Source organism: Cognatilysobacter xinjiangensis, assembly GCF_014651995.1.
In the GTDB taxonomy this organism is placed as follows: domain Bacteria; phylum Pseudomonadota; class Gammaproteobacteria; order Xanthomonadales; family Xanthomonadaceae; genus Cognatilysobacter; species Cognatilysobacter xinjiangensis.
Genome location: NZ_BMXY01000002.1, coordinates 339,051 through 360,810, shown reverse-complemented (window position 1 = coordinate 360,810; position 21,760 = coordinate 339,051). Strand labels below are relative to the sequence as shown.

21 protein-coding genes are annotated in these 21,760 nt (G+C 70.8%); 16 read left to right on the top strand and 5 right to left on the bottom strand.

Going from position 1 to position 21,760, the window contains the following annotated elements; all coding sequences use genetic code 11:
• The first annotated feature begins 32 nt into the window (after positions 1-32).
• The 11 genes from IE066_RS10170 (at position 33) to IE066_RS10120 (ending at position 12,029) form a co-directional block, all read left to right on the top strand.
• A complete protein-coding gene (locus tag IE066_RS10170) occupies positions 33-1,235 on the top strand; it encodes a class I SAM-dependent methyltransferase (RefSeq protein ID WP_189449465.1) in 1,203 nt (400 codons plus the stop codon).
• Positions 1,232-1,606: a VanZ family protein gene (locus tag IE066_RS10165; RefSeq protein ID WP_189449462.1), complete on the top strand. Its 375-nt coding sequence runs from the start codon at positions 1,232-1,234 to the stop codon at positions 1,604-1,606. Before IE066_RS10170 ends, IE066_RS10165 begins: the two co-directional genes overlap by 4 nt.
• A 67-nt stretch (positions 1,607-1,673) precedes the next feature.
• Positions 1,674-2,813 (top strand): lytic murein transglycosylase B, encoded by a 1,140-nt coding sequence (gene mltB / locus IE066_RS10160; protein ID WP_229790775.1) that lies wholly within the window; start codon positions 1,674-1,676, stop codon positions 2,811-2,813.
• A complete protein-coding gene (locus IE066_RS10155) occupies positions 2,810-4,036 on the top strand; it encodes a septal ring lytic transglycosylase RlpA family protein (RefSeq protein ID WP_189449459.1) in 1,227 nt (408 codons plus the stop codon). Before mltB ends, IE066_RS10155 begins: the two co-directional genes overlap by 4 nt.
• A 120-nt stretch (positions 4,037-4,156) precedes the next feature.
• Positions 4,157-5,365 (top strand): D-alanyl-D-alanine carboxypeptidase family protein, encoded by a 1,209-nt coding sequence (locus IE066_RS10150; RefSeq protein WP_189449457.1) that lies wholly within the window; start codon positions 4,157-4,159, stop codon positions 5,363-5,365.
• 170 nt (positions 5,366-5,535) lie between these two features.
• The gene (locus IE066_RS10145) at positions 5,536-6,477 is read left to right on the top strand and encodes a CsgG/HfaB family protein (RefSeq protein ID WP_189449455.1); all 942 of its coding nucleotides are present in this window, start codon (positions 5,536-5,538) and stop codon (positions 6,475-6,477) included.
• 91 nt (positions 6,478-6,568) lie between these two features.
• Positions 6,569-6,847, top strand: a complete 279-nt coding sequence (locus IE066_RS10140; RefSeq protein WP_189449453.1) for a DUF493 family protein — start codon at positions 6,569-6,571, stop codon at positions 6,845-6,847.
• A complete protein-coding gene (gene lipB, locus IE066_RS10135) occupies positions 6,835-7,539 on the top strand; it encodes a lipoyl(octanoyl) transferase LipB (RefSeq protein WP_189449451.1) in 705 nt (234 codons plus the stop codon). Before IE066_RS10140 ends, lipB begins: the two co-directional genes overlap by 13 nt.
• A 125-nt stretch (positions 7,540-7,664) precedes the next feature.
• Positions 7,665-8,678, top strand: coding sequence for a lipoyl synthase (gene lipA / locus IE066_RS10130; protein ID WP_189449449.1), 1,014 nt, complete (start codon positions 7,665-7,667; stop codon positions 8,676-8,678).
• Between the two features lie 296 nt (positions 8,679-8,974).
• On the top strand, positions 8,975-11,152 hold the full coding sequence (locus IE066_RS10125; RefSeq protein ID WP_189449446.1) for a carboxy terminal-processing peptidase: 2,178 nt from the start codon (positions 8,975-8,977) through the stop codon (positions 11,150-11,152).
• Positions 11,153-11,210: 58 nt separating this feature from the next.
• Entirely contained in the window at positions 11,211-12,029 is an 819-nt protein-coding gene (locus tag IE066_RS10120) for a methylated-DNA--[protein]-cysteine S-methyltransferase (protein ID WP_189449444.1), read from the top strand.
• A 6-nt stretch (positions 12,030-12,035) separates the two neighbouring features.
• Here IE066_RS10120 and IE066_RS10115 read toward each other — a convergent pair whose 3' ends face one another.
• Positions 12,036-12,335: a hypothetical protein gene (locus tag IE066_RS10115; RefSeq protein WP_189449442.1), complete on the bottom strand. Its 300-nt coding sequence runs from the start codon at positions 12,333-12,335 to the stop codon at positions 12,036-12,038.
• 260 nt (positions 12,336-12,595) lie between these two features.
• Between IE066_RS10115 and yedA the strand changes: the two genes are divergently transcribed.
• Positions 12,596-13,528, top strand: a complete 933-nt coding sequence (gene yedA / locus IE066_RS10110) for a drug/metabolite exporter YedA (protein ID WP_189449439.1) — start codon at positions 12,596-12,598, stop codon at positions 13,526-13,528.
• Between the two features lie 9 nt (positions 13,529-13,537).
• Here yedA and IE066_RS10105 read toward each other — a convergent pair whose 3' ends face one another.
• The 4 genes from IE066_RS10105 to IE066_RS10090 are packed head-to-tail and all read right to left on the bottom strand — an operon-like array spanning position 13,538 to position 18,056.
• Positions 13,538-14,851: an ABC transporter permease gene (locus IE066_RS10105; RefSeq protein WP_189449437.1), complete on the bottom strand. Its 1,314-nt coding sequence runs from the start codon at positions 14,849-14,851 to the stop codon at positions 13,538-13,540.
• A gap of 11 nt (positions 14,852-14,862) precedes the next feature.
• The gene (locus IE066_RS10100; protein WP_189449435.1) at positions 14,863-16,023 is read right to left on the bottom strand and encodes an ABC transporter permease; all 1,161 of its coding nucleotides are present in this window, start codon (positions 16,021-16,023) and stop codon (positions 14,863-14,865) included.
• A 46-nt stretch (positions 16,024-16,069) separates the two neighbouring features.
• A complete protein-coding gene (locus IE066_RS10095; protein ID WP_189449433.1) occupies positions 16,070-16,762 on the bottom strand; it encodes an ABC transporter ATP-binding protein in 693 nt (230 codons plus the stop codon).
• Between the two features lie 40 nt (positions 16,763-16,802).
• The gene (locus tag IE066_RS10090; protein ID WP_189449431.1) at positions 16,803-18,056 is read right to left on the bottom strand and encodes an efflux RND transporter periplasmic adaptor subunit; all 1,254 of its coding nucleotides are present in this window, start codon (positions 18,054-18,056) and stop codon (positions 16,803-16,805) included.
• 189 nt (positions 18,057-18,245) lie between these two features.
• Here IE066_RS10090 and IE066_RS10085 point away from each other — a divergent pair, with 189 nt between their 5' ends.
• From IE066_RS10085 to IE066_RS10070, 4 genes are read left to right on the top strand one after another with little or no spacing between them, the layout of a single operon-like run.
• A complete protein-coding gene (locus IE066_RS10085; RefSeq protein WP_189449429.1) occupies positions 18,246-19,148 on the top strand; it encodes an ABC transporter ATP-binding protein in 903 nt (300 codons plus the stop codon).
• Positions 19,145-19,909, top strand: a complete 765-nt coding sequence (locus tag IE066_RS10080; protein WP_189449427.1) for an ABC transporter permease — start codon at positions 19,145-19,147, stop codon at positions 19,907-19,909. Before IE066_RS10085 ends, IE066_RS10080 begins: the two co-directional genes overlap by 4 nt.
• A 47-nt stretch (positions 19,910-19,956) precedes the next feature.
• Positions 19,957-21,102, top strand: coding sequence for a sensor histidine kinase (locus IE066_RS10075; protein WP_189449425.1), 1,146 nt, complete (start codon positions 19,957-19,959; stop codon positions 21,100-21,102).
• 52 nt (positions 21,103-21,154) lie between these two features.
• Complete coding sequence (locus tag IE066_RS10070; RefSeq protein WP_189449423.1) at positions 21,155-21,757, top strand: response regulator transcription factor; 603 nt, start codon at positions 21,155-21,157, stop codon at positions 21,755-21,757.
• Positions 21,758-21,760: the final 3 nt, after the last annotated feature.

The following is a 21,760-nucleotide window of genomic DNA, read 5'->3' as shown; positions in this document are numbered from 1 at the left end:
CCTGCGGCGAGTCTCCCACGTCCGGTTTTCCGATGCCGATCGATCCCGCCGCGCGCGCGTCCGAGCTTCCGACGCCCGACGAGGCCGCGCGCGAGCACAGCCAGTCGCTCGCCCGCCACATCCACGCCGAGATCGCCGCCAACGGCGGTGCGATCCCGTTCTCGCGCTTCATGGAGCTCGCGCTCTACGCGCCGGGCCTGGGCTACTACAGCGCGGGCGCGACCAAGTTCGGCGAGGCCGGCGACTTCGTCACCGCGCCCGAGCTCGGCCCGGTGTTCGCCGCCTGCGTCGCCGACGCGGTGGCGCCGGTGCTGCAGCAGCTCGGCCCGAGCGCGCTGATGTTCGAGCTCGGCGGCGGCACGGGCGCGTTCGCGCAGGTCGCGCTGATGAGGCTGATGGAACTCGACGCGCTGCCGGCGCGCTACCTGATCCTGGAGCCCTCGGCGCAGTTGCGCGAGCGCCAGCGCGCACAGTTGTTCGAACGCCTGCACCCGATGCTGTTCGCGCTGGTCGAGTGGATCGACGGCCCGGTGCCGCACGACTGGAACGGCGTGCTGTTCGCCAACGAGGTGATCGACGCGCTGCCCACGCCGCGCTTCCGCATCCAGGGTCGCGAGGTGATGGAGCAGTACGTCGCCACCGAAGGCGACCGCTTCGCGCTGCAGTACCGCCCGGCCGATTCGATGCTGCTGCAGGCGGTGCGCCACATCGAGCGCCGCATCGGCCGCCAGCTGCCCGACGGCTACACCTCCGAGGTGCTGCCGCAGCTGCCGTACTGGATCCAGGCCGTCGCCGGCGGCATGCAGCGCGGCGCGATGCTGTTCGTCGACTACGGCCATGCCCGCGGCGAGTACTACGGCGAGCAGCGCACCGACGGCACGCTGCGCGCGTTCTATCGCCACCGCATGCACGAGGACGTGCTGGCCTGGCCGGGGCTGCAGGACATCACCGCCTCGGTCGACTTCACCGCGCTGGCCGAGGCCGGCCTCACGGCGGGCTTCGACCTCGCCGGCTACTGCTCGCAGGCCAGTTTCCTGCTCGGCAACGGGCTGGCCGGCGTGCTCTCGCGCATCGAGCAGATCGACGACGAGGCCGAGCGCCTGCGCCGCACCAACGAGGTCAAGCGCCTGACGATGCCCGGCGAGATGGGCGAGCGCTTCCAGGCCATGGGCCTGTCCAAGGACGTCGAGTTCGGCGCCGCCTTCCTCGCCGGCGACCTGAGCTATCGGCTGTGATCCCGCGACGCCTGCCACGGCCGGCGATGCTGGCCTGGCTGGCGATGTTCGCGGCGATCGCACTCGGCTCGCTGCTGCCGGTGGGTGATCTGCCGCCGCCGGCCTTCGACGGCATCGACAAGCTCGAGCACCTCGCCGGCTATGCGCTGCTCTCGGGCTGGTCGGTGATGCTCTTCGAGCGACGCGACGCACGCCTGCGCGCGATGCTCACGGCGATCGCCTTCGGCGTCGCGGTCGAGATCGCGCAGGGCCTGCTCACCGAAACGCGCGAGCCCGACGTGCTCGATGTCCTCGCCAATTCGATCGGCGCGCTGCTGGGCCAGCTGCTCGCATTCACGCCGCTTGCGGGGCGACTGCGCGCGCGTGCATGAATCCTCGCTACGACGGCCGCTTCATGTGTGATTCCGGTGAAAAACGCGTGCTAACCTCGCGACGATGATGACGCTGCAACGCCCTGTTACGCGTGCACTCGCCTGCGCGCTCGTACTCGCCACGGCCGCTTGCGCCGTCCCGCCGCCGTCGAAGCTGCCGACCACGCCGGCGACGACCCCCGCGCCCGGCACCGATCCGCTGCCGCCCGCGCAGCCGCGCCTGCCGTTCGAGCAGGCGCGCGCGAAGTTCGTGCAGGACACCGCGCGTGCGTACGGCATCGACCCGGCCTACATCGAGTCGGTGCTGGCCAAGGCGCAGATCCGCGAGTCGATCGTCAACGCGATGGCGCGTCCGGCCGAGGCCAAGCCCTGGCGCGACTACCGCCCGATCTTCATGACCCAGGCGCGCATCGACGGTGGCCGCAGGTTCCTCGCCGAGAACCGTGCCGACCTCGCCAGCGCCGAGGCCCGCTACGGCGTGCCGGCCGAGATCATCACCGCGATCATCGGCGTGGAAACCAGCTACGGCGGCAACAAGGGCAGCTATTCGGTGGTCGATGCGCTGTACACGCTGGCCTTCGCCTATCCGCGCAGCGGCGACCCGGCCAAGGCCGAGCGCGAGGACCGCCGCGAGACTTTCTTCCGCGGCGAGCTCGCGCAGCTGTTCGCGCTCGGCAAGGAAACCGGCTTCGACATCACCCAGCTCAAGGGCAGCTATGCCGGCGCGATGGGCTGGGGCCAGTTCATGCCGTCGAGCTACCGCGAGTACGCGGTCGACGGCGACGGCGACGGCCGCCGCGACCTGTTCGACAGCAAGGCCGACGTGTTCGCCTCGATCGCCAACTACTTCGTGAAGAAGGGCGGCTGGGTGCGCGGCGGCCCGGTGGCGGTGCGCGCCTCGCGCGATCCCGCGCTGCCGGCCTTCGAGCCCGAAGCGCTGGACCCGGTCTACACGCTCGCCGAGTTGCGCACGAAGGGCTACCAGCCGCTGGCGCCGGTGCCCGCGGGCCTGCCGGCGGTGCCGCTGCACTTCGACGGCGTGGACGGGCCCGAGTACTGGCTGGGCTTCCGCAATTTCTACGCGATCACCCGCTACAACATCTCCAAGCACTACGCGATGGCGGTCTACCAGCTGGCCGAGTCGATCGCCGGCCGCGAGGTACGGCCGCTTCCTGCCGCCGCATCGGGAACCGCTCCGGCCCCATGAAGAAGATCGTCGTCGCGCTGCTGTGCGCGGGCCTCGCCGCCTGCGCGAGCGCTCCGCGCCCGTCGCCGTCCACCGCCGCCGTCGTGCAGGCGCCGCCCGCGGCTCCCGCCGGCGACTGCTCGTGGTACCGCGCCGCCGAGGAAGACCTCAGCAAGCGCGGCGACTACGTCGCCGGCGGGCTGTATCGCCCGGGCGAAAAGGACCGCACGCCGTCGGTGATTCCGGACATCTCCTGCATTCCCGAACCGCAGGTCGTGGCGCTGCCGCGCGCCAAGCTCGGCAACAAGCCGGTCTACACGGTGCTGGACAAGCAGTACCGCGTGCTGGACGACACGCGCGGTTTCGTCGAGGAGGGCCTGGCCTCCTACTACGGCGAGAAGTTCCACGGCCGCCGCACCTCGAACTGGGAGGTGTACGACATGTACGCCTTCTCCGCCGCCCACAAGACGCTGCCGCTGCCGAGCTTCGCGCGGGTGACCAACCTCGACACCGGCAAGTCGGTGATCGTGCGCGTCAACGACCGCGGCCCGTTCCACGACGGCCGGGTGATGGACCTGAGCCTCGCCGCCGCGGTGAAGCTCGGCGTCTACCCGCGCGGGACGGGGCGCGTGCGCGTGGAAGCGCTGCAGCCGGGCGGCGCCGCCACCGGCACCACCTTCGCCGCTGCGCCGGCACCGGCGAAGGCCTCGACGACCGCAACGACCGCGATCGACGGCCTCGTCGCCACGCTGCCCGCGAAGCCGGCCACGCCCACCGCGCTCGGCGCGGCCACCCGCGACTACCGCTACGACCTGCGCACCGCCGACGGCCAGCCGAATTCGCAGGGCTTCGAGGACTGGATGCAGGCGCGCGGCGTGCGCGTGGCGACGGGCAAGCCGGCGACGGTGGCTCCGGCGCCTGCGACGGCGGCTGCGACGCCAGCGACGCCGACGTCCATCGCCGCGACACCCGTCGGGGCCGCGCCCGCCGCATCGCCGACCATGTCGGTCGGCGATGCCGTCACCCTGCAGGTCGCCAGCTTCTCCACCCGCGACAACGCCGACCGCGCGCTCGCCACGCTGCAGGGCGCCGGCATCACCGGGGTGCGGCTGCTGGACGCGGTCGCCAAGGGCCAGCCGATCTGGCGCCTGCGCATCGGCCCGGTCGCCGCGACGGCGGAGGCCGAACTCGCCAGCCGCCTGCGCGGCCTCGGGTTCGCCGCGCCGCAGCGGGTGCGCGACTGAACCTCCCCGCGACGCGCGGGTATCGCCCGCGGGGCCGTCGCGTCCAGAATCACGCCCCTGCACCCCGTGCATGACCGAACACCCGTTTGACCGCCGGTCCGCCGGCCCGGAGTCCACCGAATGAAGTCCCCTGCCCGCCTCGCCGGCCTGTTCGCCGCCGGCCTCACCCTGACCCTCGGCCTCGCGGTCGCCCAGACCGGCCCCGTGCCCAACAACCAGCCGCCGCCGGCCATCGACGAGCTGCCCGTCCCGCCGCCGCCGAAGCCGCAGGCCAAGGCCTGGATCCTGATCGACTACGCCAGCGGCAACGTGCTCGCCGGCGAGAACTACGACACCCAGGTCGACCCGGCGAGCATCACCAAGGTGATGACGAGCTACGTGGTCGCCGCCGAACTGAAGGCCGGCAAGGTCAAGCGCGACGATCCGGTCATGATGACCGAGAACGCCTGGCGCAAAGGCGGCGCCGGCACGGAAGGCTCCTACTCGGGCTTCGAGGTCAACAAGACCGCGCCGCTGATCGAGATGGAGAAGGGCATGGTCGTGCAGTCGGGCAACGACGCCGCGATCGCGCTGGCCGAGCACATCGCCGGCAGCGAGGACGCGTTCGCCTCGCTGATGAATCTCTACGCCAAGCGCATCGGCCTGAAGAACACGCACTGGGTGAACCCGGACGGCCTGCCGGCCGAGGGCCACCTGTCGACCGCGCACGACCTCGCGCTGCTCGGCCGCGCGCTGATCCGCGACTTCCCCGAGTCGTACTCGCTCAACAAGATCAAGGAATACACGGTCGGCCCGATCACCCAGACCAACCGCAACCGCCTGCTGTGGCGCGACGCGTCGGTCGACGGCATCAAGACCGGCCACACCTCGGCCGCGGGCTACTGCCTGATGGCTTCGGCCAAGCGCGGCGACCAGCGCCTGATCTCGGTGGTGATGGGCGCGCCCTCGGACAACCAGCGCATCAACGACTCGCAGGCGCTGCTCAACTGGGGCTTCCGCTTCTTCGAGACCCACAAGCTCTACGACGCCGGCAAGCAGGTCGCCGTGCAGAAGGTCTGGAAGGGTGCGCAGGATGAAGTGCGCCTGGGCCTGGCCGAGCCGATGCTGGTCACCCTGCCGCGCGGCCGTTACCAGCAGCTCAAGCCGGTGATGGACGTGCCGAAGTCGCTGACCGGCCCGATCGCCAAGGGCCAGAAGATCGGCACCGTGCGCGTGATGCTCAATGGCAAGGTGCTCGCGCAGCGCCCGCTCGTCGCGCTGGAGGCGGTCGAGGAGGCCGGCTTCTTCAAGCGCCTCTGGCACGAACTGCTGATGTGGTGGAACTCGTAAGCGCCTTCCGCCCCGTATGACCTGACGAAGCCGGCCCCGCGCCGGCTTCGTCGTTTCCAGGCTTAGCGATTTCTTAGCACTTCCGGCCGATCAACGGCGCCTTCACGAAGCTTATGCTCTCGCGCTGGCGCGTCCCGCGCCCCGACTCCACCTCAAGGACTCCCGCCGCAATGACTGCCCGCATCGCCCCCCTCCTCGCCGCCCTCGGCCTCGCCGCCGCGCTGCCGGCCACCGGCAAGAGCGTTGACGACACCCGCCGCGAACAGGTCGCCCAGATCCCGACCTGCGCCAAGCCGCTCGGCACGATCTCGGTTCTCGAGCCCGAGGACGGCACCAACTGGTGGTCCGGCCAGCAGTTGCCGGCGCCCAGCAAGCTGATCAAGCTGTTCGTCAGCAAGTCGCGCTGCTTCACGCTGGTCGACCGCGGCGCCGGCATGGACGCGGCGATGCGCGAGCGCGAACTGGCCTCGAGCGGTGAGCTGCGCGGGCGTTCCAACGTCGGCAAGGGCCAGGTCAAGGCGGCGGATTACGTGATGGTCCCCGACCTCGTCGCGGCCAACAGCAACGCCAGCGGCAACAACATCGGCGGGCTGCTGGGCGGCCTCGTCGGCGGCAAGGCCGGCTCGGTGATCGGCGGGCTGAACTTCAAGAGCAAGACGGCCAACGTGGTGCTGACAGTGACCGACGTGCGCTCGTCCGAGCAGGTCGCGATGAGCGAGGGCAACGCCAAGAAGACCGACCTGGGCTGGTCCGGCAGCGGCGCGCTGTTCGGCGGCTCGGGCCTGGGCGCGATGGGTGCCGGCGGCTACGCCAACACCGAGATCGGCCAGGTGATCACGCTGGCCTACCTGCAGGCCTATACCGACATCGTGGCGCAGCTCGGCGGCCTGCCGGCCAATGCCAGCGCCGCCAACGCGACGCAGGCGGTCACCGTCGCCAAGCCCGCGCGCCTGCTCTCGGATGCCGCCGGCAAGGGCGCTGTGGTGCGCTCGCTCGACGTCGGCATGATGCTGTACCCGACCGGCGAGAAGCAGGGCGTCATGTGGCAGGTCGAGGACGAGTTCGGCAACAAGGGCTGGGTGTCGTCGACGCTGCTGCAGCTCTCGAAGTAAGCGGCCATTCGTGTCGCACCATGCGGCCGCCTGCGGGCGGCCGCATGCGTTCCGGGATTGGGTCGCGCGGCTTCGGCCCCATAATCCGCGCATGGACATCCATTCCGACAATCCCGACCACGGCTTCCAGTTTCCCGGCGAATTCGAGCTGTCCGCGATGGGGCCGGCCGAGGCGCGGCTGGAGACCGAGCTGCCGCGCCTGCTGGCCGAGGCCGGCGTCGACCTGGTCCACGAGGACATCACCTGGAAGCCGTCCTCGAGCGGCAAGTACGTCTCGGTGCGCATCCGCTTCCGCGCCGCGAGCCGCGAGGCGCACGAGCGCGCCCACCAGCTGCTGCGCGATCACCCGGAGGTGAAGTGGACGCTCTGAGCGAGGCCTGCGCCGCCGCGCCCGCGCCGTCGTCGCGCGAGGTGCCGACCGCGATCGTGCGTGACCTCGGCCGCCGCGCCTACGAGCCGGTCTGGCGCGCGATGCAGACCTTCACCGACGCCCGCGGCGCCGACACCCCCGACGAGCTCTGGCTGGTCGAGCACGACCCCGTGTTCACCCTCGGCCAGGCCGGCAAGCCCGAACACGTGCTGATGCCCGGCGAGATCCCGGTGATCCACGTCGACCGCGGCGGCCAGGTGACCTACCACGGCCCCGGGCAGATCGTGCTGTACCCGCTGCTCGACCTGCGCCGGCTGAAAGTCGGCGTGAAGGATTACGTCTGCAAGGTCGAGCAATCGATGATCGACACGCTGGCCGACTGGAACATCGAGGCCGTGCGCCGCGAGGGCGCGCCGGGCGTGTACGTGGGCGACGCCAAGATCGGCGCGCTGGGCATCCGCGTGCGCCACGGCTGCACCTTCCACGGGCTGGCCTTCAACATCGCGATGGACCTCGAGCCGTTCCGCCGCATCAATCCCTGCGGCTACGCCGGGCTCGCGGTCACCAGCATGGCCGACCTCGGCGGGCCGTCGAGCCTGGACACGGTGAAGGCGCGCCTGATCGAGCACGTGGCGCGACAGTTCGGGCTCACCGTCTCGACCGACCCCGCGCCGCCCGCACAGCTCGCCTGACGAGGCGCGGGCCAGCGTCCCAGCCCGCGTTTCCACCGTTTCCCGCGCGTTTTGGTGTTCGCCGCCCGCGCGCGGGACAATGCACGCCCGGCGCCACGCCGGATCCGCTTCCCACGGCCGCTGCCATGACCGAGTCCGTCACCCGCACCATTCCCCTCGCCGTCGTCGATGGCGCGTCGCCCGCTCCGCTGGTCGAGGGCGCCAAGCAGCTCGGCGGCGACAAGATCGGCCGCAGCCCGGTGAAGTTCGAGGACGCCCCGGTGCTGCGCAAGCCGTCGTGGATCCGCGTGCGCATCCCGTCGGGCAACGCGGTGGCGAACCTCAAGGCCAAGCTGCGCGAGAACCGCCTCGTCACCGTGTGCGAGGAAGCCAGCTGCCCGAACATCCACGAGTGCTTCGGCCACGGCACTGCCACCTTCATGATCCTCGGCGAGGTCTGCACGCGCCGCTGCAGCTTCTGCGACGTCGCCCACGGCCGCCCGAAGCCGCCGGACGCGGAAGAGCCGTTCAAGCTCGCGCAGACGGTGGCCGACATGGGCCTGCGCTATGTCGTCGTCACCAGCGTCGACCGCGACGACCTGCGCGACGGGGGCGCCCAGCATTTCGTCGACTGCATCCGCGAGATCCGCACGCATTCGCCGCGCACCAAGATCGAAGTGCTGACGCCGGATTTCCGCGGCAAGGGCCGCATGGACCGCGCGCTCGAGATCCTCGCGACGAACCCGCCGGACGTGTTCAACCACAACATCGAGACGGTGCCGGACCTGTATCCGAACGTGCGCCCGGGCGCCGACTACCAGTGGTCGCTGACCCTGCTCAAGCGCTTCAAGGCGCAGCACCCGGACGTGGGCACCAAGTCGGGCGTGATGCTGGGGCTCGGCGAGACGATGGAGCAGGTCGAGAACACCCTGCGCGACCTGCGCGCGCACGACGTCGACATGGTCACCATCGGCCAGTACCTGCAGCCCACGCCGCACCACCATCCGGTGATGAAGTACTGGACGCCGGACGAGTTCAAGCAGCTGGAAGAGTTCGGCTACGCGCTGGGCTTCACCCACGTGGCATCGGGCCCGCTGGTGCGTTCGTCGTACCACGCCGACCGCTCGGCGGCCGAAGCCGGCCTGGTCGAGACGGCCTGAAGCACCGGCATTTCCGCCCGCGGCACGCTGCGTCGCGGGCATCCACGCCGCCTGCGCAGGGCGGCGGCGCATAGTCGACGGTGAAGCGGCCTCCGCCGCTGGGTGACGACGTCCGCAGTCCGGGCTGAACCGACGACGACGGCCGCCGTCGCGGGCTTGCACTCGCGGCCCCGGGCGCGTTCAGATGCGGGACGCCCGGTGCAACTTTCGGCACTGGGCCGCGGTCTCAAGCCTGTCCACCGTGGTACTCCCGGCGATCCGCCGGACCTGATCGGCGGCCCCACCGCCCGGATCCGATGAAGCTCAAGACTCCCCTGCTCGCCCTCCTCCTCGCCGCGCCGCTCGCGCTCCTCGCGCGTCCGGACGGCACCGTCACCACGATTCCGAACGCGCCGACGAAGGACCAGGCCACCGCGGCCAAGCTGGTCTACGGCCTGCTGTCCGACAGCCGCTACGCGTATCGCCCGCGCGAGCTCGACGACGCGCTGAGCGCTGACATCTACAAGCGCTACCTCGATGCGCTGGATCCGAACAAGCAGTTCTTCACCGCGCAGGACATCGCGAAGTTCGACGTCTATCGCACGAAGCTCGACGACGCGATCAAGAGCGGCGACCTCAGCCCCGCCTACGCGGTCTTCGCTGCCTACCGCCAGCAGGCGCTGGCGCGCACGCAGTACGCGCGCGAACTGCTCAAGCAGGACATCTTCGACTTCACCGGCAACGAGAGCTTCCGCTACGACCGCGAGGACGTGCCGTGGGCGGCCGACGCCGCCGCGCTCGACACGCTGTGGAAGCAGTCGGTACGCAACGACTGGCTGCGCCTGAAGCTCGCCGGTAAGCAACCCGACGACATCCGCAAGACGCTCGACAAGCGCTACGCGAACCTCGCGCAGAACATCGGCGAGCTCAAGGGCGAGGACGTGTTCCAGTCCTTCCTCAACAGCTACGCCAACGCGGTCGATCCGCACACCGACTACTTCACCCCGCGCTCGGCCGACAATTTCAACCTGTCGATGTCGAATACGCTCGAGGGCATCGGCGCGGTGCTGCAGAAGCAGGACGACGTCGTCGCGATCCGCGAGATCGTCGCCGGCGGCCCCGCGTCCAAGACCGGCAAGGTCAAGCCGGGCGATCGCGTGATCGCGGTCGGCCAGGGCGCGAGCGGCGCGATGGAGGACGTGGTCGGCTGGCGCATCGACGACGTCGTCGCCAAGATCCGCGGCACCAAGGGCACCACCGTGCGGCTGGACATCGTGCCGGCCGAATCGCCGCTGGATTCGCATCCGGTGCGGGTGAACATCGTGCGCGACCGCGTGCGCCTCGAGGACCAGGCCGCCAAGGCCGAGACCATCGACGTGCCCGCGCTCGACGGCAAGCCCGCGCAGAAGATCGGCGTGATCAAGCTGCCGGCGTTCTACCAGGACTTCGACGCGCGCCGTCGCGGCGATCGCGACTTCGCCTCGGCCACGCGTGACGTCGCCAAACTGCTGCAGACCCTGCGCGAGCAGAAGGTCGACGGCGTGGTGCTCGACCTGCGCAACAACGGCGGCGGCTCGCTCGACGAAGCCATCGAACTCACCGGCCTGTTCATCGACCAGGGTCCGGTGGTGCAGGTGCGCGAATCGGGCGGGCGCGTCACCGTCAACGGCGACGACGACCAGCAGATCGCCTGGGAAGGCCCGCTCGCGGTGCTGATCAACCGCGGCTCGGCGTCGGCGTCGGAGATCTTCGCGGGCGCGATCCAGGACTACGGCCGCGGCCTCGTCATCGGCGAGACCACCTTCGGCAAGGGCACCGTGCAGACGCTGCTCGACCTCGACCGCTGGCCCGCCAACGAGACCGCGCGCTTCGGCCAGGTCAAGCTCACCGTGCAGCAGTTCTTCCGCGTGAGCGGCAGCTCGACGCAGCACAAGGGCGTGGTGCCGGACATCGCGTTCCCGGCGTCCGTCGATGCCAGCGAGTTCGGCGAGAGCACCTACGACAACGCGCTGCCGTGGGCGCGTATCGCCGCGGTACCGCACACCACCTACGGCGACTTCAGCCCGATCCTGCCCACGCTGGTGCGCAAGCACGAGCAGCGCATCACCGGTGATCGCGAGTTCGGCTGGTGGACCGAGGACGTCGAGCAGTTCCGCAAGGAGCGCGCCGAGAAGGCGATCTCGCTCAACGAGGCGCAGCGCCGCGCCGAGCGCGATCGCGAGGAGGCCAAGCGCAAGCAGCGCCAGCTGGCACGCCAGCAGATGGGCCTCGCGCTCGATCCTCTCGCCGACGACAACGACGACGGCCTGCAGGCCAATGAGCGCGACATCGCCAAGGACGCGCAGCGCGCCAAGCTAGCCGAGAAGCGCCCGGACCCGCTGCTGCGCGAGGCGGCGACGATCCTCGGCGACGCGGTCGCGCTGCTCAATGCCGATCGTCAGCTGTCGGCCAAGGTGCTGCCGACCGCGCGCAACCCCGGCCACTGGGCCGACTGAGCGCGGATCGCAAGGAACGGATAGCGGGCGCCTTCGGGCGCCCGTTATTTTTTCGGCCATGAACGATGCCAATGCCAAGCTCGACCGCGCGCGCCGCCTGCTCGACGAAGGCGAGCCCGGCCTGCGCGAACTCGCCGACGCGGTGGGTTGGAGCCCTGCCCACCTGCAGCGCCGCTTTTCCGCGCGCTTCGGCCTGAGCCCCGCCGACTATCTCGCCCAGCGCAAGCTCGGCCGGCTCAAGCAGGCGCTGCGCGACGGCCGCGACGTCACCACCGCGCTGTACGACGCCGGCTACGGCTCGCCGTCGCGCGTGTACGAGGCGGGCGCGGCTCGGCTCGGCATGGCGCCGTCGCGCTATCGCCAGGGTGGCGCCGGCGAATCGGTGCGCTGGAGCGTGATCGATACCGCGCTCGGGCGGGCGCTGGTGGCCGCCACCGGACGCGGAATCTGCGCGATCGAGCTCGGCGACGACGAGGCCGCGCTGGAAGCGCGCCTGCGCCGCGAGTTCCCCGGCGCGCGGCTGGAGCGGGTCGACGAGGGCCGCGACGAGTTCCTCGCGCCGCGCCTGGCCGCCGTCGCCGACGCGCTGGCCGGGCGCGCGGCCGAAGTCGAGCTCGACCTGATCGGCACGGCCTTCCAGAAGCGCGTCTGGGACGCGCTGATGCGCATCCCGAAGGGCCAGACCCTCAGCTATGCCGAGCTTGCCGACGCGGTCGGCCTGCCGCGCGGCGCACGCGCGGTGGCGCGGGCCTGCGGCGGCAACCGGCTGGCGGTCGTCGTGCCCTGCCACCGCGTGGTGCGCGGCGACGGCTCGCTCGGCGGCTACCGCTGGGGCCTGCCGCTCAAGCAGCAGGTGCTGGCGCGCGAGCGCGCCTGAGCGGGCTCAGCGCGCGACGCGGTCGTCGCTGCGGCGCACGGCCGGTATCGGCGGCACCTGCAGCGTTTCGTGCAGCAGCGGGTCGGGGATCACGTGCTCGCCGCCGCTGTCGAGCAGGTCACGGCAGGCCAGCAGCGCGCGCTCGGCCTCGTGCAGCATGTCTGCCGCGGTCTCGGCGTCGCTGTCGACCAGACGCCGCGCCATCGCGGCGGCCACGCTGGCGGTGCTGACGACGTTGCGCAGCTCGTGCAGCCAGCGGGTGTGCAGCGTGGAATCCTCGAGCGGAGGCAGGTGCTCGAACATCATGCGGACGACTCCGTGGCTGCCGCCGGTTTGATCCGGCATTCACACGCTATAGATCGCCCCTCCTGCCGCTCAAGCCCGACGGCCGTTCAACATGCTGATGACGGTGTGATCGGTGCATGTCAGCCGACGGATGGTCGGCTACGTTCGCTTGCAAGGCGAGTTTCCGTCGTCGCCCATGCATTCCGGCGCATCCGGCGCGCACGGGCAGCCGCTACGCTTTGCATATCGCCGCGACGCGGCCCGCTTCCGGATCCGTCCCGATGAGCCACTCCCCCGCGCGCGCGCCGTCGCCGCTCGCCGTCGGCTTCGCCCTTGCCTCGCTCTACGTGCTGTGGGGCTCGACCTATCTGGCGATCCGCTTCGCGCTGCCCGGCTATCCGCCGTTCCTGCTCGGCGCCTGCCGCATGTCGATCGCCGGCCTGCTGATGTACGTGGTGCTGCGGATGCGCGGCACGCCCGCGCCCACCGGCCGGCAGTGGCGCACGCTCGCGGTGCTGTCGATCTTCATGGTGCTGCTGTCGAACGGGCTGGTGAACCTCGCGGAGACGCAGGTGAGTTCCGGCCTCGCGGCGATCGCGGTCGCGTCGATGCCGCTGTTCGCGGGGCTGTTCGCGATGCTGCGCGGGCGGCACCCGACGCGCATCGAATGGGTCGGCCTCGTGGTCGGTTTCCTCGGCGTGGTGTGGCTCAACGCGGGCAGCGCGCTACGCTCGTCGACGCTCGGCCTGGTCTGCCTGACCATCGCGCCGATCGCCTGGGCCTGGGGCTCGATCTGGAGCCGCGACCAGGACCTGCCCGAGCCGTTCATGGCCGCGAGCGGGCAGATGATCGCGGGCAGCGTGTGGATGCTCGCCGCGGCGCTGGTCACCGGCGAGCGCTTCACCGCGGTGCCGAGTGCGTCGTCGACCGCGGCGATGCTGTATCTCGTGGTCGCCGGCAGCATCTTCGGCTTCACCGCCTACATCTGGCTGCTGCACCACGTGCGCCCCGCGCTCGCGACCAGCTATGCGTACGTCAATCCGCCGCTCGCGGTGGTGTTCGGCGCGCTGATCGGCGGCGAGGTGTTCACCGCGCAGGACGTGGGCGCGATGGCGGTGATCCTGGCGGGCGTCGTGGTCATCACGCTGGCGAAGACACGCAGCGCGAAGCCCGTGCCGGCCGCCGTGGCGACGACGCCGGCCGATCCGTCCTGACGCTGCGCGCTACTGCGCGCGCAGCGCCTCGGTCACTTCCATCCGCGCCGCGCGCAGCGCCGGGAACAGCCCACCGACCAGGCCGATGCCGAGCGCCCACTTCAGGCCCGTCCACAGCAGCTCCGGCGTGACGCGAAACTGGAACACGACCTGACTGAAGTTGTTGCCCAGCGTCGACACCGAGTGTCCATTGAACATCAGCCACGCGAGCGCGGCGCCGATCAGCCCGCCGAGGAAGGCGAGCAGCATCGTCTCCAGCATCACCGCGGTGACCACCGGAAGGCCGCGAAAGCCGATCGCGCGCATCGTGGCGATCTCGCGCGCACGGCCCGACACCGCCGCGTACATCGAGTTGAGCGCGCCGAAGATCGCGCCCAGCGCCATGATCAGGCCGATCACCGTACCGAGTGCGTTGATCAGCTTCGACAGGCCTTCGGACTGCTTGGCGTAGTAGTCGCGCGTGGTCGACACGTCGAGCTTGAGGCGCGGATCGGCCGCGAGTGCCGCCTTCAGGCGCTTGAGCCCGCTGCGGCCGTCGAGCTTCACCGTGACCGACTGGTAGGCCGAGCGTTGATACGCGGGGCCGAGCACGTCGACGTCGCTCCACAGCTCCGAATCGTAGGCATCGCCCGACTCGAACACGCCGACCACCGTCCACTGCTGGTTGGCGAGCTTGAGCTGGCGCCCGACCTCCAGCCCGCGGAACTGGCGCTGCGCGCCGCGGCCGACCACGATCTCGCGCAGGCCCGGATTGAAGCGGCGGCCTTCGACGATGCGCAGCTTCGGTCGCACCGTCCACGCCGCCGGGCCGACGCCGCGGAACTGCACGTTGGTGTCGCTGCCGTCGTCGCGGGTGGGCAACGTCACCACCTGCGAGAGCTCGGGCGAGAGCAGCGCGCGGCCGTCGGCGCCGCGCGCGATGCCGTCGAGCGTTTCGATCAGCGGCGCCTGGTCGCGGGTGATCACCGAATTGGTTTCGGCCTGCGAGCCGCCGCGCAGGATGATCGCGGTATCGGTGCCGCCGGTGCTGGCCAGCGTGGCGCGGAAGCCCTCGCCCATCGCCAGCATCGCCACCAGCACGCCGACCACGCCGGCGATGCCGACCACGACCACGGAGGACGCGCCGAGCCGCTGCGGCAGCCCCGCGATGCCCACGCGCGTCGCGGCCAGTGCAAGCCGCCCGCCGCGGGTGAGCGCCAGCCACAGCGCGGCCAGCACCGCGAGCACCAGCACGCCGAGCGCGGGCAGCTTCGCCCACACCAGCAGGCCCGCGAGCAGCGCGAGCAAGGTGGCGGCATTGCCGAGGAAACGTCGGATGCGCATGTCGGTTCTCCTCAGCGGCCCGCGAGGGCGTCGACGATGTTGAGGCGCATGGCGCGCAGGGCGGGCAGCAGGCCGGCGAGGAGGCCGAAGGCGAGCATCAGCGCGATCCCGATGCCCCAGCTCTCGGCGGGCAGGCGATCGGGCAGCGCGATGAAGCCGCTGCTCAGGGCGCTCACCGCACGCATCGCCAGCGGTGCGCCGAGCATGCCGAGCACCGCGCCCAGCGCGACCAGCAGGATCGATTCGCCGAGCACCAGCCCCAGCACCGCGCCGTCCTTGAAGCCGATGGTCTTGAGCACGGCGAGTTCCGGTATGCGCTCGCGCACCGCCTGCGCCATGGTGTTGCCGGTGAGCAGCAGCAGGGTGAAGAACACCGCGCCCATGATGCCGGTGACGATCAGCCCGATGTCGCCGATCTGCTTGGCGAACGCCTGGTTGAACGCCTCTTCGGTCTGCGTCTTGGTCTCGTGGTCGGAGTTGGCGCTGAGCGCGTCGATCTGCTTGGCGACGCGGTTGGCCATCGACGCGTTCTCGACCTGCACGATGTACCAGCCGACGCGGCCCTTGACGTAGTCGTTGGCCTCGTCGAAGTAGTCCCAGTGGAACACCAGGATGTTCTCCTCGCCCTTGCGCTTGGCGTCGTCCACCCGGTAGATGCCCGACAGCTTGAACGACCAGTCGTTGCTGCCCTTGGTCGGGAAGATCGTCGCCTGCAGCGGGATCACGTCGCCGACCTTCCAGCCGAAGCGCTTGGCCAGCGATTCGCCGACGATGGCGCCGCGGCGGTCGGCCTCCCACGCCTTGCGCTGCGCGGGCGGCAACTTGTATTCGGGATAGAGGTCCAGATACCCCGGTCCCGCCGACCAGTTCGGGAAGAAGTTCTTCGGATCGCGGTAGATGCCGCCGAACCAGGCGATCGGCGTCACCCGCTTCACCCCGTCGATCGCTTCGATTTCGCGCTGCAGCCGGTACGGCAGCATCTGCGTGATCGACAACCGCGACGCCACCACCATGCGGTTGGCGCCGCTCACGTCGCCGCCGGAATTGAAGGCCACGCGCACGGCGTCGAGCATGCCGAACAGGAAGAAGGCGACGAACACCGACAGCAGCGTGAGCAGCGTGCGCGTCTTGCTGCGGAACAGCGAAGCCCAGATCAGGTGCAGGTATTTCATGACCGCCTCGTCGAATGCGGAGCGTCGCGGCGCGTACGCCGTCGGGTCAGTGCGCGAAGGCCGGTTCGTCGACCAGCACGCCCTTGTCCAGGTGCACGGTGCGGCGCGCGTGGTCGGCGGCCTTGGGATCGTGCGTGACCATCACGATGGTCTTGCCGTGCTCGCGGTTGAGCGTCTGCAGAAGGCCGAGGATCTCCTCGGCGGACTGGCGGTCGAGGTCGCCGGTGGGCTCGTCGCAGATCAGCAGCGTAGGATCGGACACGATCGCGCGAGCGATCGCCACGCGCTGCTGCTGGCCGCCCGACAGCTCGTTGGGCTTGTGCTTGGCGCGGTCGGCCAGGCCGACGAGCTGCAGCGCGATCGATGCATTGCGCGCACGCTGAGCGGCGTTGAGCCTCGTCAGCAGCAGCGGCAGCTCGACGTTCTTCTGCGCGTTGAGCGTCGGCATCAGGTTGTAGAACTGGAACACGAAACCGACGTTGTCGCTGCGCCAGGTGGAGAGCTGGCCGGCGCTCAGCGTGTCGATGCGGCGGCCGGCGATCTCGATCTCGCCGCCGCTGGGCGTGTCTAGCCCGCCGATGAGGTTGAGCAGCGTCGACTTGCCGGAGCCCGACGGCCCCATCAGCGCGACGAAGTCGCCCTCGGGAATCTCGAGGTCGATGCCGTGCAGCACTTCGAGGCGTTCGGCGCCGCGCTGATAGCTCTTGCGCAGGCCGCGGATACTGACGAGCGATGACATGGCAGCTCTCCTGCTGGATGGGACGGGCTCGCGCCCGCGGTCATTCGGATTCGGCGTCGCCCGGGGCGATGCGCACGCGCGCGCCGTCCTCGAGTTTCTCGGGCGGATCGAGCACCACGCGCTCGCCGCCGGACAGGCCTGCAAGCACTTCGATGTCGTCGCCGAGCGTGCGGCCCGTGGTCACGGCGGCCGCCTTGACGTCCGCCTTGTCGCCATCGCCCTCGACGACATAGACGACCGACTTGCCGTCGCGCTCGACGATCGCCGCGGCCGGCACCAGCGCACCCGTTCGCTTCCGCGCGGCTGGCTGCTCACGTTCGAGGAAGCTCACGCGCGCGCCCATGTCGGGCACGATGCGCGCGTCCTTCTGCTTGAGCGCCACGCGCACCTTCACCGTCGCCTTGCCGCGATCGGCGGTCGGGATGATCGCGATCACCTCCGACGGGATCTTCCAGTCCGGATACGCGTTGAGCACCGTCTCGACCGGCATGCCCGGCTTGACGCGGCCGATGTAGGACTCGCCGACGTCGACTTCCACTTCGAGCGAATCCATGTCGACGATGGTGCCGATGCCGGTGCGGGTGAAGCCGCCGCCGGCCGACAGCGGCGAGACGATTTCGCCCGGCTGCGCGGCCTTGGCGATCACCACGCCGGCGAACGGCGCGCGCACCACGGTGTTGTCGACGCCGTTCTCGGCGATGCGCAGGTTCGCACTCGACACCGACGCATTGCGCTGCGCGGTGGCGAGCTGCGCGCGCAGGGCGTCGCGCTGCGCCACGGCCTGGTCGTACTGCGCCTTCGACACCAGCTGCTGCCGCACCAGCGACGACAGCCGCGCGGCATTCGCCTCGGCCTCGCGCAGCTGGGCCTGCACGCTGCCGATCTGGCTGCGCGTGGCGGCGACCTGCGAGGCGGCGAGCGTGCGCTGCGCATCGGCGTCGATCGGATCCAGCGTCGCCATCACGTAGCCGGCGTCGACGTGCTGGCCTTCCTCGATGCGCACCTCGCGCACCTTGCCGGTGATCTTGGCTGACACCGTGGCCATGCGGCGCGCGACCACGTAGCCGGTGGCGTCCAGCACCGAGGCACTCGCGCCGCCATTGCCGATCGCTGTGGCCTCGGCCACCTGCACCTCGACGGCGCGACCGCGCGAGGCGGCGAACAGGCCGCCGCCGACCACGGCGATGCCGAGCACGACCGCCAGCCCGATCCAGAGCGGGCGACGGTTCGACGGCGGCGGCGGTGCGCTGCGGTCGATGCGGAGTTCCTTGAGCAGATCGGCAGAGGTGTTCATCGCGTTCCGTGACGACGGTGGAGTCGGTCGCATCATGCCGCGGCGGCGGCGGCGGCGACGAGGCGCAGGTTAGGCCCGCGCCCGGGGGCAAGTCACCTGACAGCTGTCATGTGGAATTCCTGACATCCGCGACTGCCCCACCCGGCCGGCGCCGCGCATCGTGTGGCCACCTTCCACCGGAGACGCGTCATGGGATCCACGGTCACGCTCTCGCCGCTCGCCCGCCTGGCCGGTGTGCGCAAGCGCTACGGCAACGTCGTCGCGCTCGACGGCCTCGACCTCGAGGTGCGCGGCGGCGAAGTGCTTTCGCTGCTCGGCCCGAACGGCGCCGGCAAGTCCACCTCCATCGCGCTGATGCTCGGCCTGGCGACCGCCGACGAAGGCCGCGTGCAGCTGTTCGACCGCGACCCGCGCGAGCTCGAGGGGCGCCGCGGCATCGGCGTGATGCTGCAGTCGGCCGGCATTCCCGAGACGCTGAAGGTGCGCGAGCTGCTCGACGTCACCCGCAGCTACTACGCCAACCCGCGCAGTCTCGCCGACTGCGTGGCCCTCGCCGGGCTCGACGGCCTGCTGGAGCGCCGCTACGGGCGGCTCTCCGGCGGCCAGCAGCGTCGCGTGCAGTTCGCGATGGCGATCTGCGGCCGGCCGCGGCTTCTGTTCCTCGACGAGCCCACCACGGGCCTCGACATCGAGGCGCGGCAGAAGCTGTGGGCCGCGATCCGCGAGCTCGTGGCCGAGGGCGCCGGCGTGGTGCTGACCACGCATTACCTCGAGGAGGCCGAGGCACTGGCCGACCGGGTGGTGGTGGTCAACGGCGGGCGCGTGGTCGCACAGGGCAGCGTCGCGCAGATCCGTGCGCGCGTGTCGCAGCGCCGCGTGCGCTGCGTGTCGGCGCTGGACGCCGCGGCGGTGGCCGGATGGCCCGACGTGATCGCCGCCACGCGCGACGGCGAGCGGCTGGAGATCGTCGCCGCGGCGGTCGAGGCCGTCGTCTACCGCCTGCTCTCGGGCGACCCGACGCTATCGGAGCTCGAAGTCACCCGCGCCGGCCTGGCCGACGCCTTCGTCGAAATCACCAAGGAGGCCGCATGAACACCCTCGCCCTGCCCGCGCGCCCGAACCCGATGCGCGCCTACCTGCTCGAGATCCGCAACGAGTTCATGCGCCTTTTGCGCTCGCCGTCGTTCGCGGTGCCCACGCTGGTGTTTCCGCCGATGTTCTACCTGCTGTTCGCCATCGTGCTCAACCACAAGGGCGGGCCGCAGGTGGCCACGCACCTGCTCGCCACCTACGGCGTATTCGGCGTGATGGCGCCGGGCCTGTTCGGCTTCGGCGTCGCCATCGCGATGGACCGCGAGCGCGGCTTCCTGGCGCTCAAGCGCGCGCAGCCGGTGCCGGCCGGCGCGGTGCTGCTCTCGCGCATGGCGATGGCGATGGTGTTCGCGGTCGGCATCTCGCTGCTGCTGCTCGCGATCGGCATGGCGCTCGGCGGCGTGCGGCTGTCGGCGATGCAGGCCGTGACGCTGGTGCTGGTCGACATGATCGGCGTGTTGCCGTTCTGCGCGATCGGCCTGTTCGTCGGCAGTCTCGCCAGCGGCCAGGGCGCGCCGGCGGTGGTCAACATGATCTACCTGCCGATGGCCTTCCTCGCCGGGCTGTGGATGCCGCTGTCGATGCTGCCGTCCATCGTCGGCACGCTGGCGCCGCTGTGGCCGGCGCATCACCTGGCGCAGATCGCATTGCAGGTGGTCGGCGCGACCAGCGACGGCCGCGCCGGGCTGCACGTCGCGGTGCTCGCGCTCTACGGCATCGTGTTCTTCCTCGCCGCGCGCCGCCGGCTCGCGCGGGGTTGAGCCGCGAACGCGTCGCCTCGATGATGCCGCGAACAGGAGCATCGACCATGCGCAGCACGCCGGCCCCGCGCCAGCCGATCTTCCAGCTACAGCAGCCCGGCACCGGCTGGATGGCCTGGCTCAACATCGTGTGGTCGATCTGGATCTTCCTGGTCCCGCTGATGAACCCGGGCGCCTTCCCGGGCTGGCTGCTGCCCACGCTGGCCAGCTACGCGCTGTTCCTGCTGATGTTCCAGCGCGTGCACTACGGCGACCGCCGCTGGATCCCGTGGCTGGCGCTGGGCATGGGCGCGCTCGGTTTCACGCTGACGCCGCTGAACCCGGGTGCGCAGGGCTACGTGATCTACGCGTGTGCCTACCTGCCGTTCTGCCTGGCGCCGCGGCGCGCGATTCCTGCGATGGTGTTGGTGCTCGGCCTGTACACCTCGTACTGGCTGATGCTCGGCCTGCCATGGCTGTTCGTGCTCAACGCGATCGTCGTGGGGCTGGTGGTCGGGCTGATGAACGTGCACTACAGCCGCCGCAAGCAGGTCGATGCGGCGCTCAAGCTCAGCCACGACGAAGTGCGCCGCCTCGCCGCGCTCGCCGAGCGCGAGCGCATCGGGCGCGACCTGCACGATCTGCTCGGCCACACGCTGTCGCTCGTGGCGATCAAGAGCGAGCTGGCGGGCAAGCTGGTCGAGCGCGATCCCGCTGCCGCGCGCCGCGAGCTCGACGAGGTCAGCCGCGTGGCCCGCGAGGCGCTCACGCAGGTGCGCAGCGCCGTCACCGGCATCCGTGCGGCGGGCCTCGGCGCGGAGCTCGCATCCGCGCGCCTGCTGCTCGAAGCCGATGCCGTCGAACTGCAGTACGCGCTCGCGCCGGTACGCCTGCCGCCCGAGATCGAAACGGTGCTCGCGCTCACCGTGCGCGAGGCGGTGACCAACATCCAGCGCCATGCGCGCGCGCGGCATGCCGAAGTCACGCTGTCGTCGACGCCGCGCGAGGTGAAGCTCTGCATCAGCGACGACGGTCGCGGCGGCGCGATCGCGCCGGGCAACGGGCTGAGCGGCATGCGCGAGCGCATCGAGGCGCTCGGCGGCCGGCTCCGCATCGAATCCGCGCCTGGCAGTACGCGGCTGGAGGCCTGCATCCCGCTGCCGCGCGCGGCCGGCCACGTGCCCGAGGACGACCTCGGCGCCGCGGCCGCCTGACCGGCCCGCGTCTGCTAACGTGCGGCGCCATGCCGATGCCGCACGTCATCCGATGATCCGTGTCCTGCTCGCCGAGGACCAGGCGATGGTGCGTGGCGCGCTCGCCGCGCTGCTCGCGCTGGAATCCGACATCGACGTGGTCGGTGCCGCGCCCGACGGCGTCGCCGCCTGGCGCGAAGTCGAGCGCCTGAAGCCCGACGTGCTGGTCACCGACATCGAGATGCCCGGCCTCACCGGCCTCGAACTCGCGCAGCGCATCCGCCGCCACGAGTTGCCGGTGCGCGTGGTCATCGCCACCACCTTCGCGCGCGCCGGCTTCCTGCGCCGCGCGCTCGATGCGGGCGTCGGAGGCTACGTGCTGAAGGACGCGCCCGCTGAGCAGCTCGCCGACGCGATCCGCCAGGTGCACCGCGGCGGCCGCGCGATCGATCCGCAGCTCGCCGTCGATGCATGGTCCGAAGCCGACCCGCTCAACGACCGCGAGCGCCAGGTGCTGCGCCTCGCCGGCGAAGGCCTCACCGCGGGCGATATCGCCGCCCAGCTGCACCTCTCCGCCGGCACCGTGCGCAACTACCTCTCCGAAGCCATCGGCAAGCTCGGCGCCGCCAATCGCGTCGAGGCCTATCGAACGGCGCGGCAGAAGGGGTGGTTGTAGGCC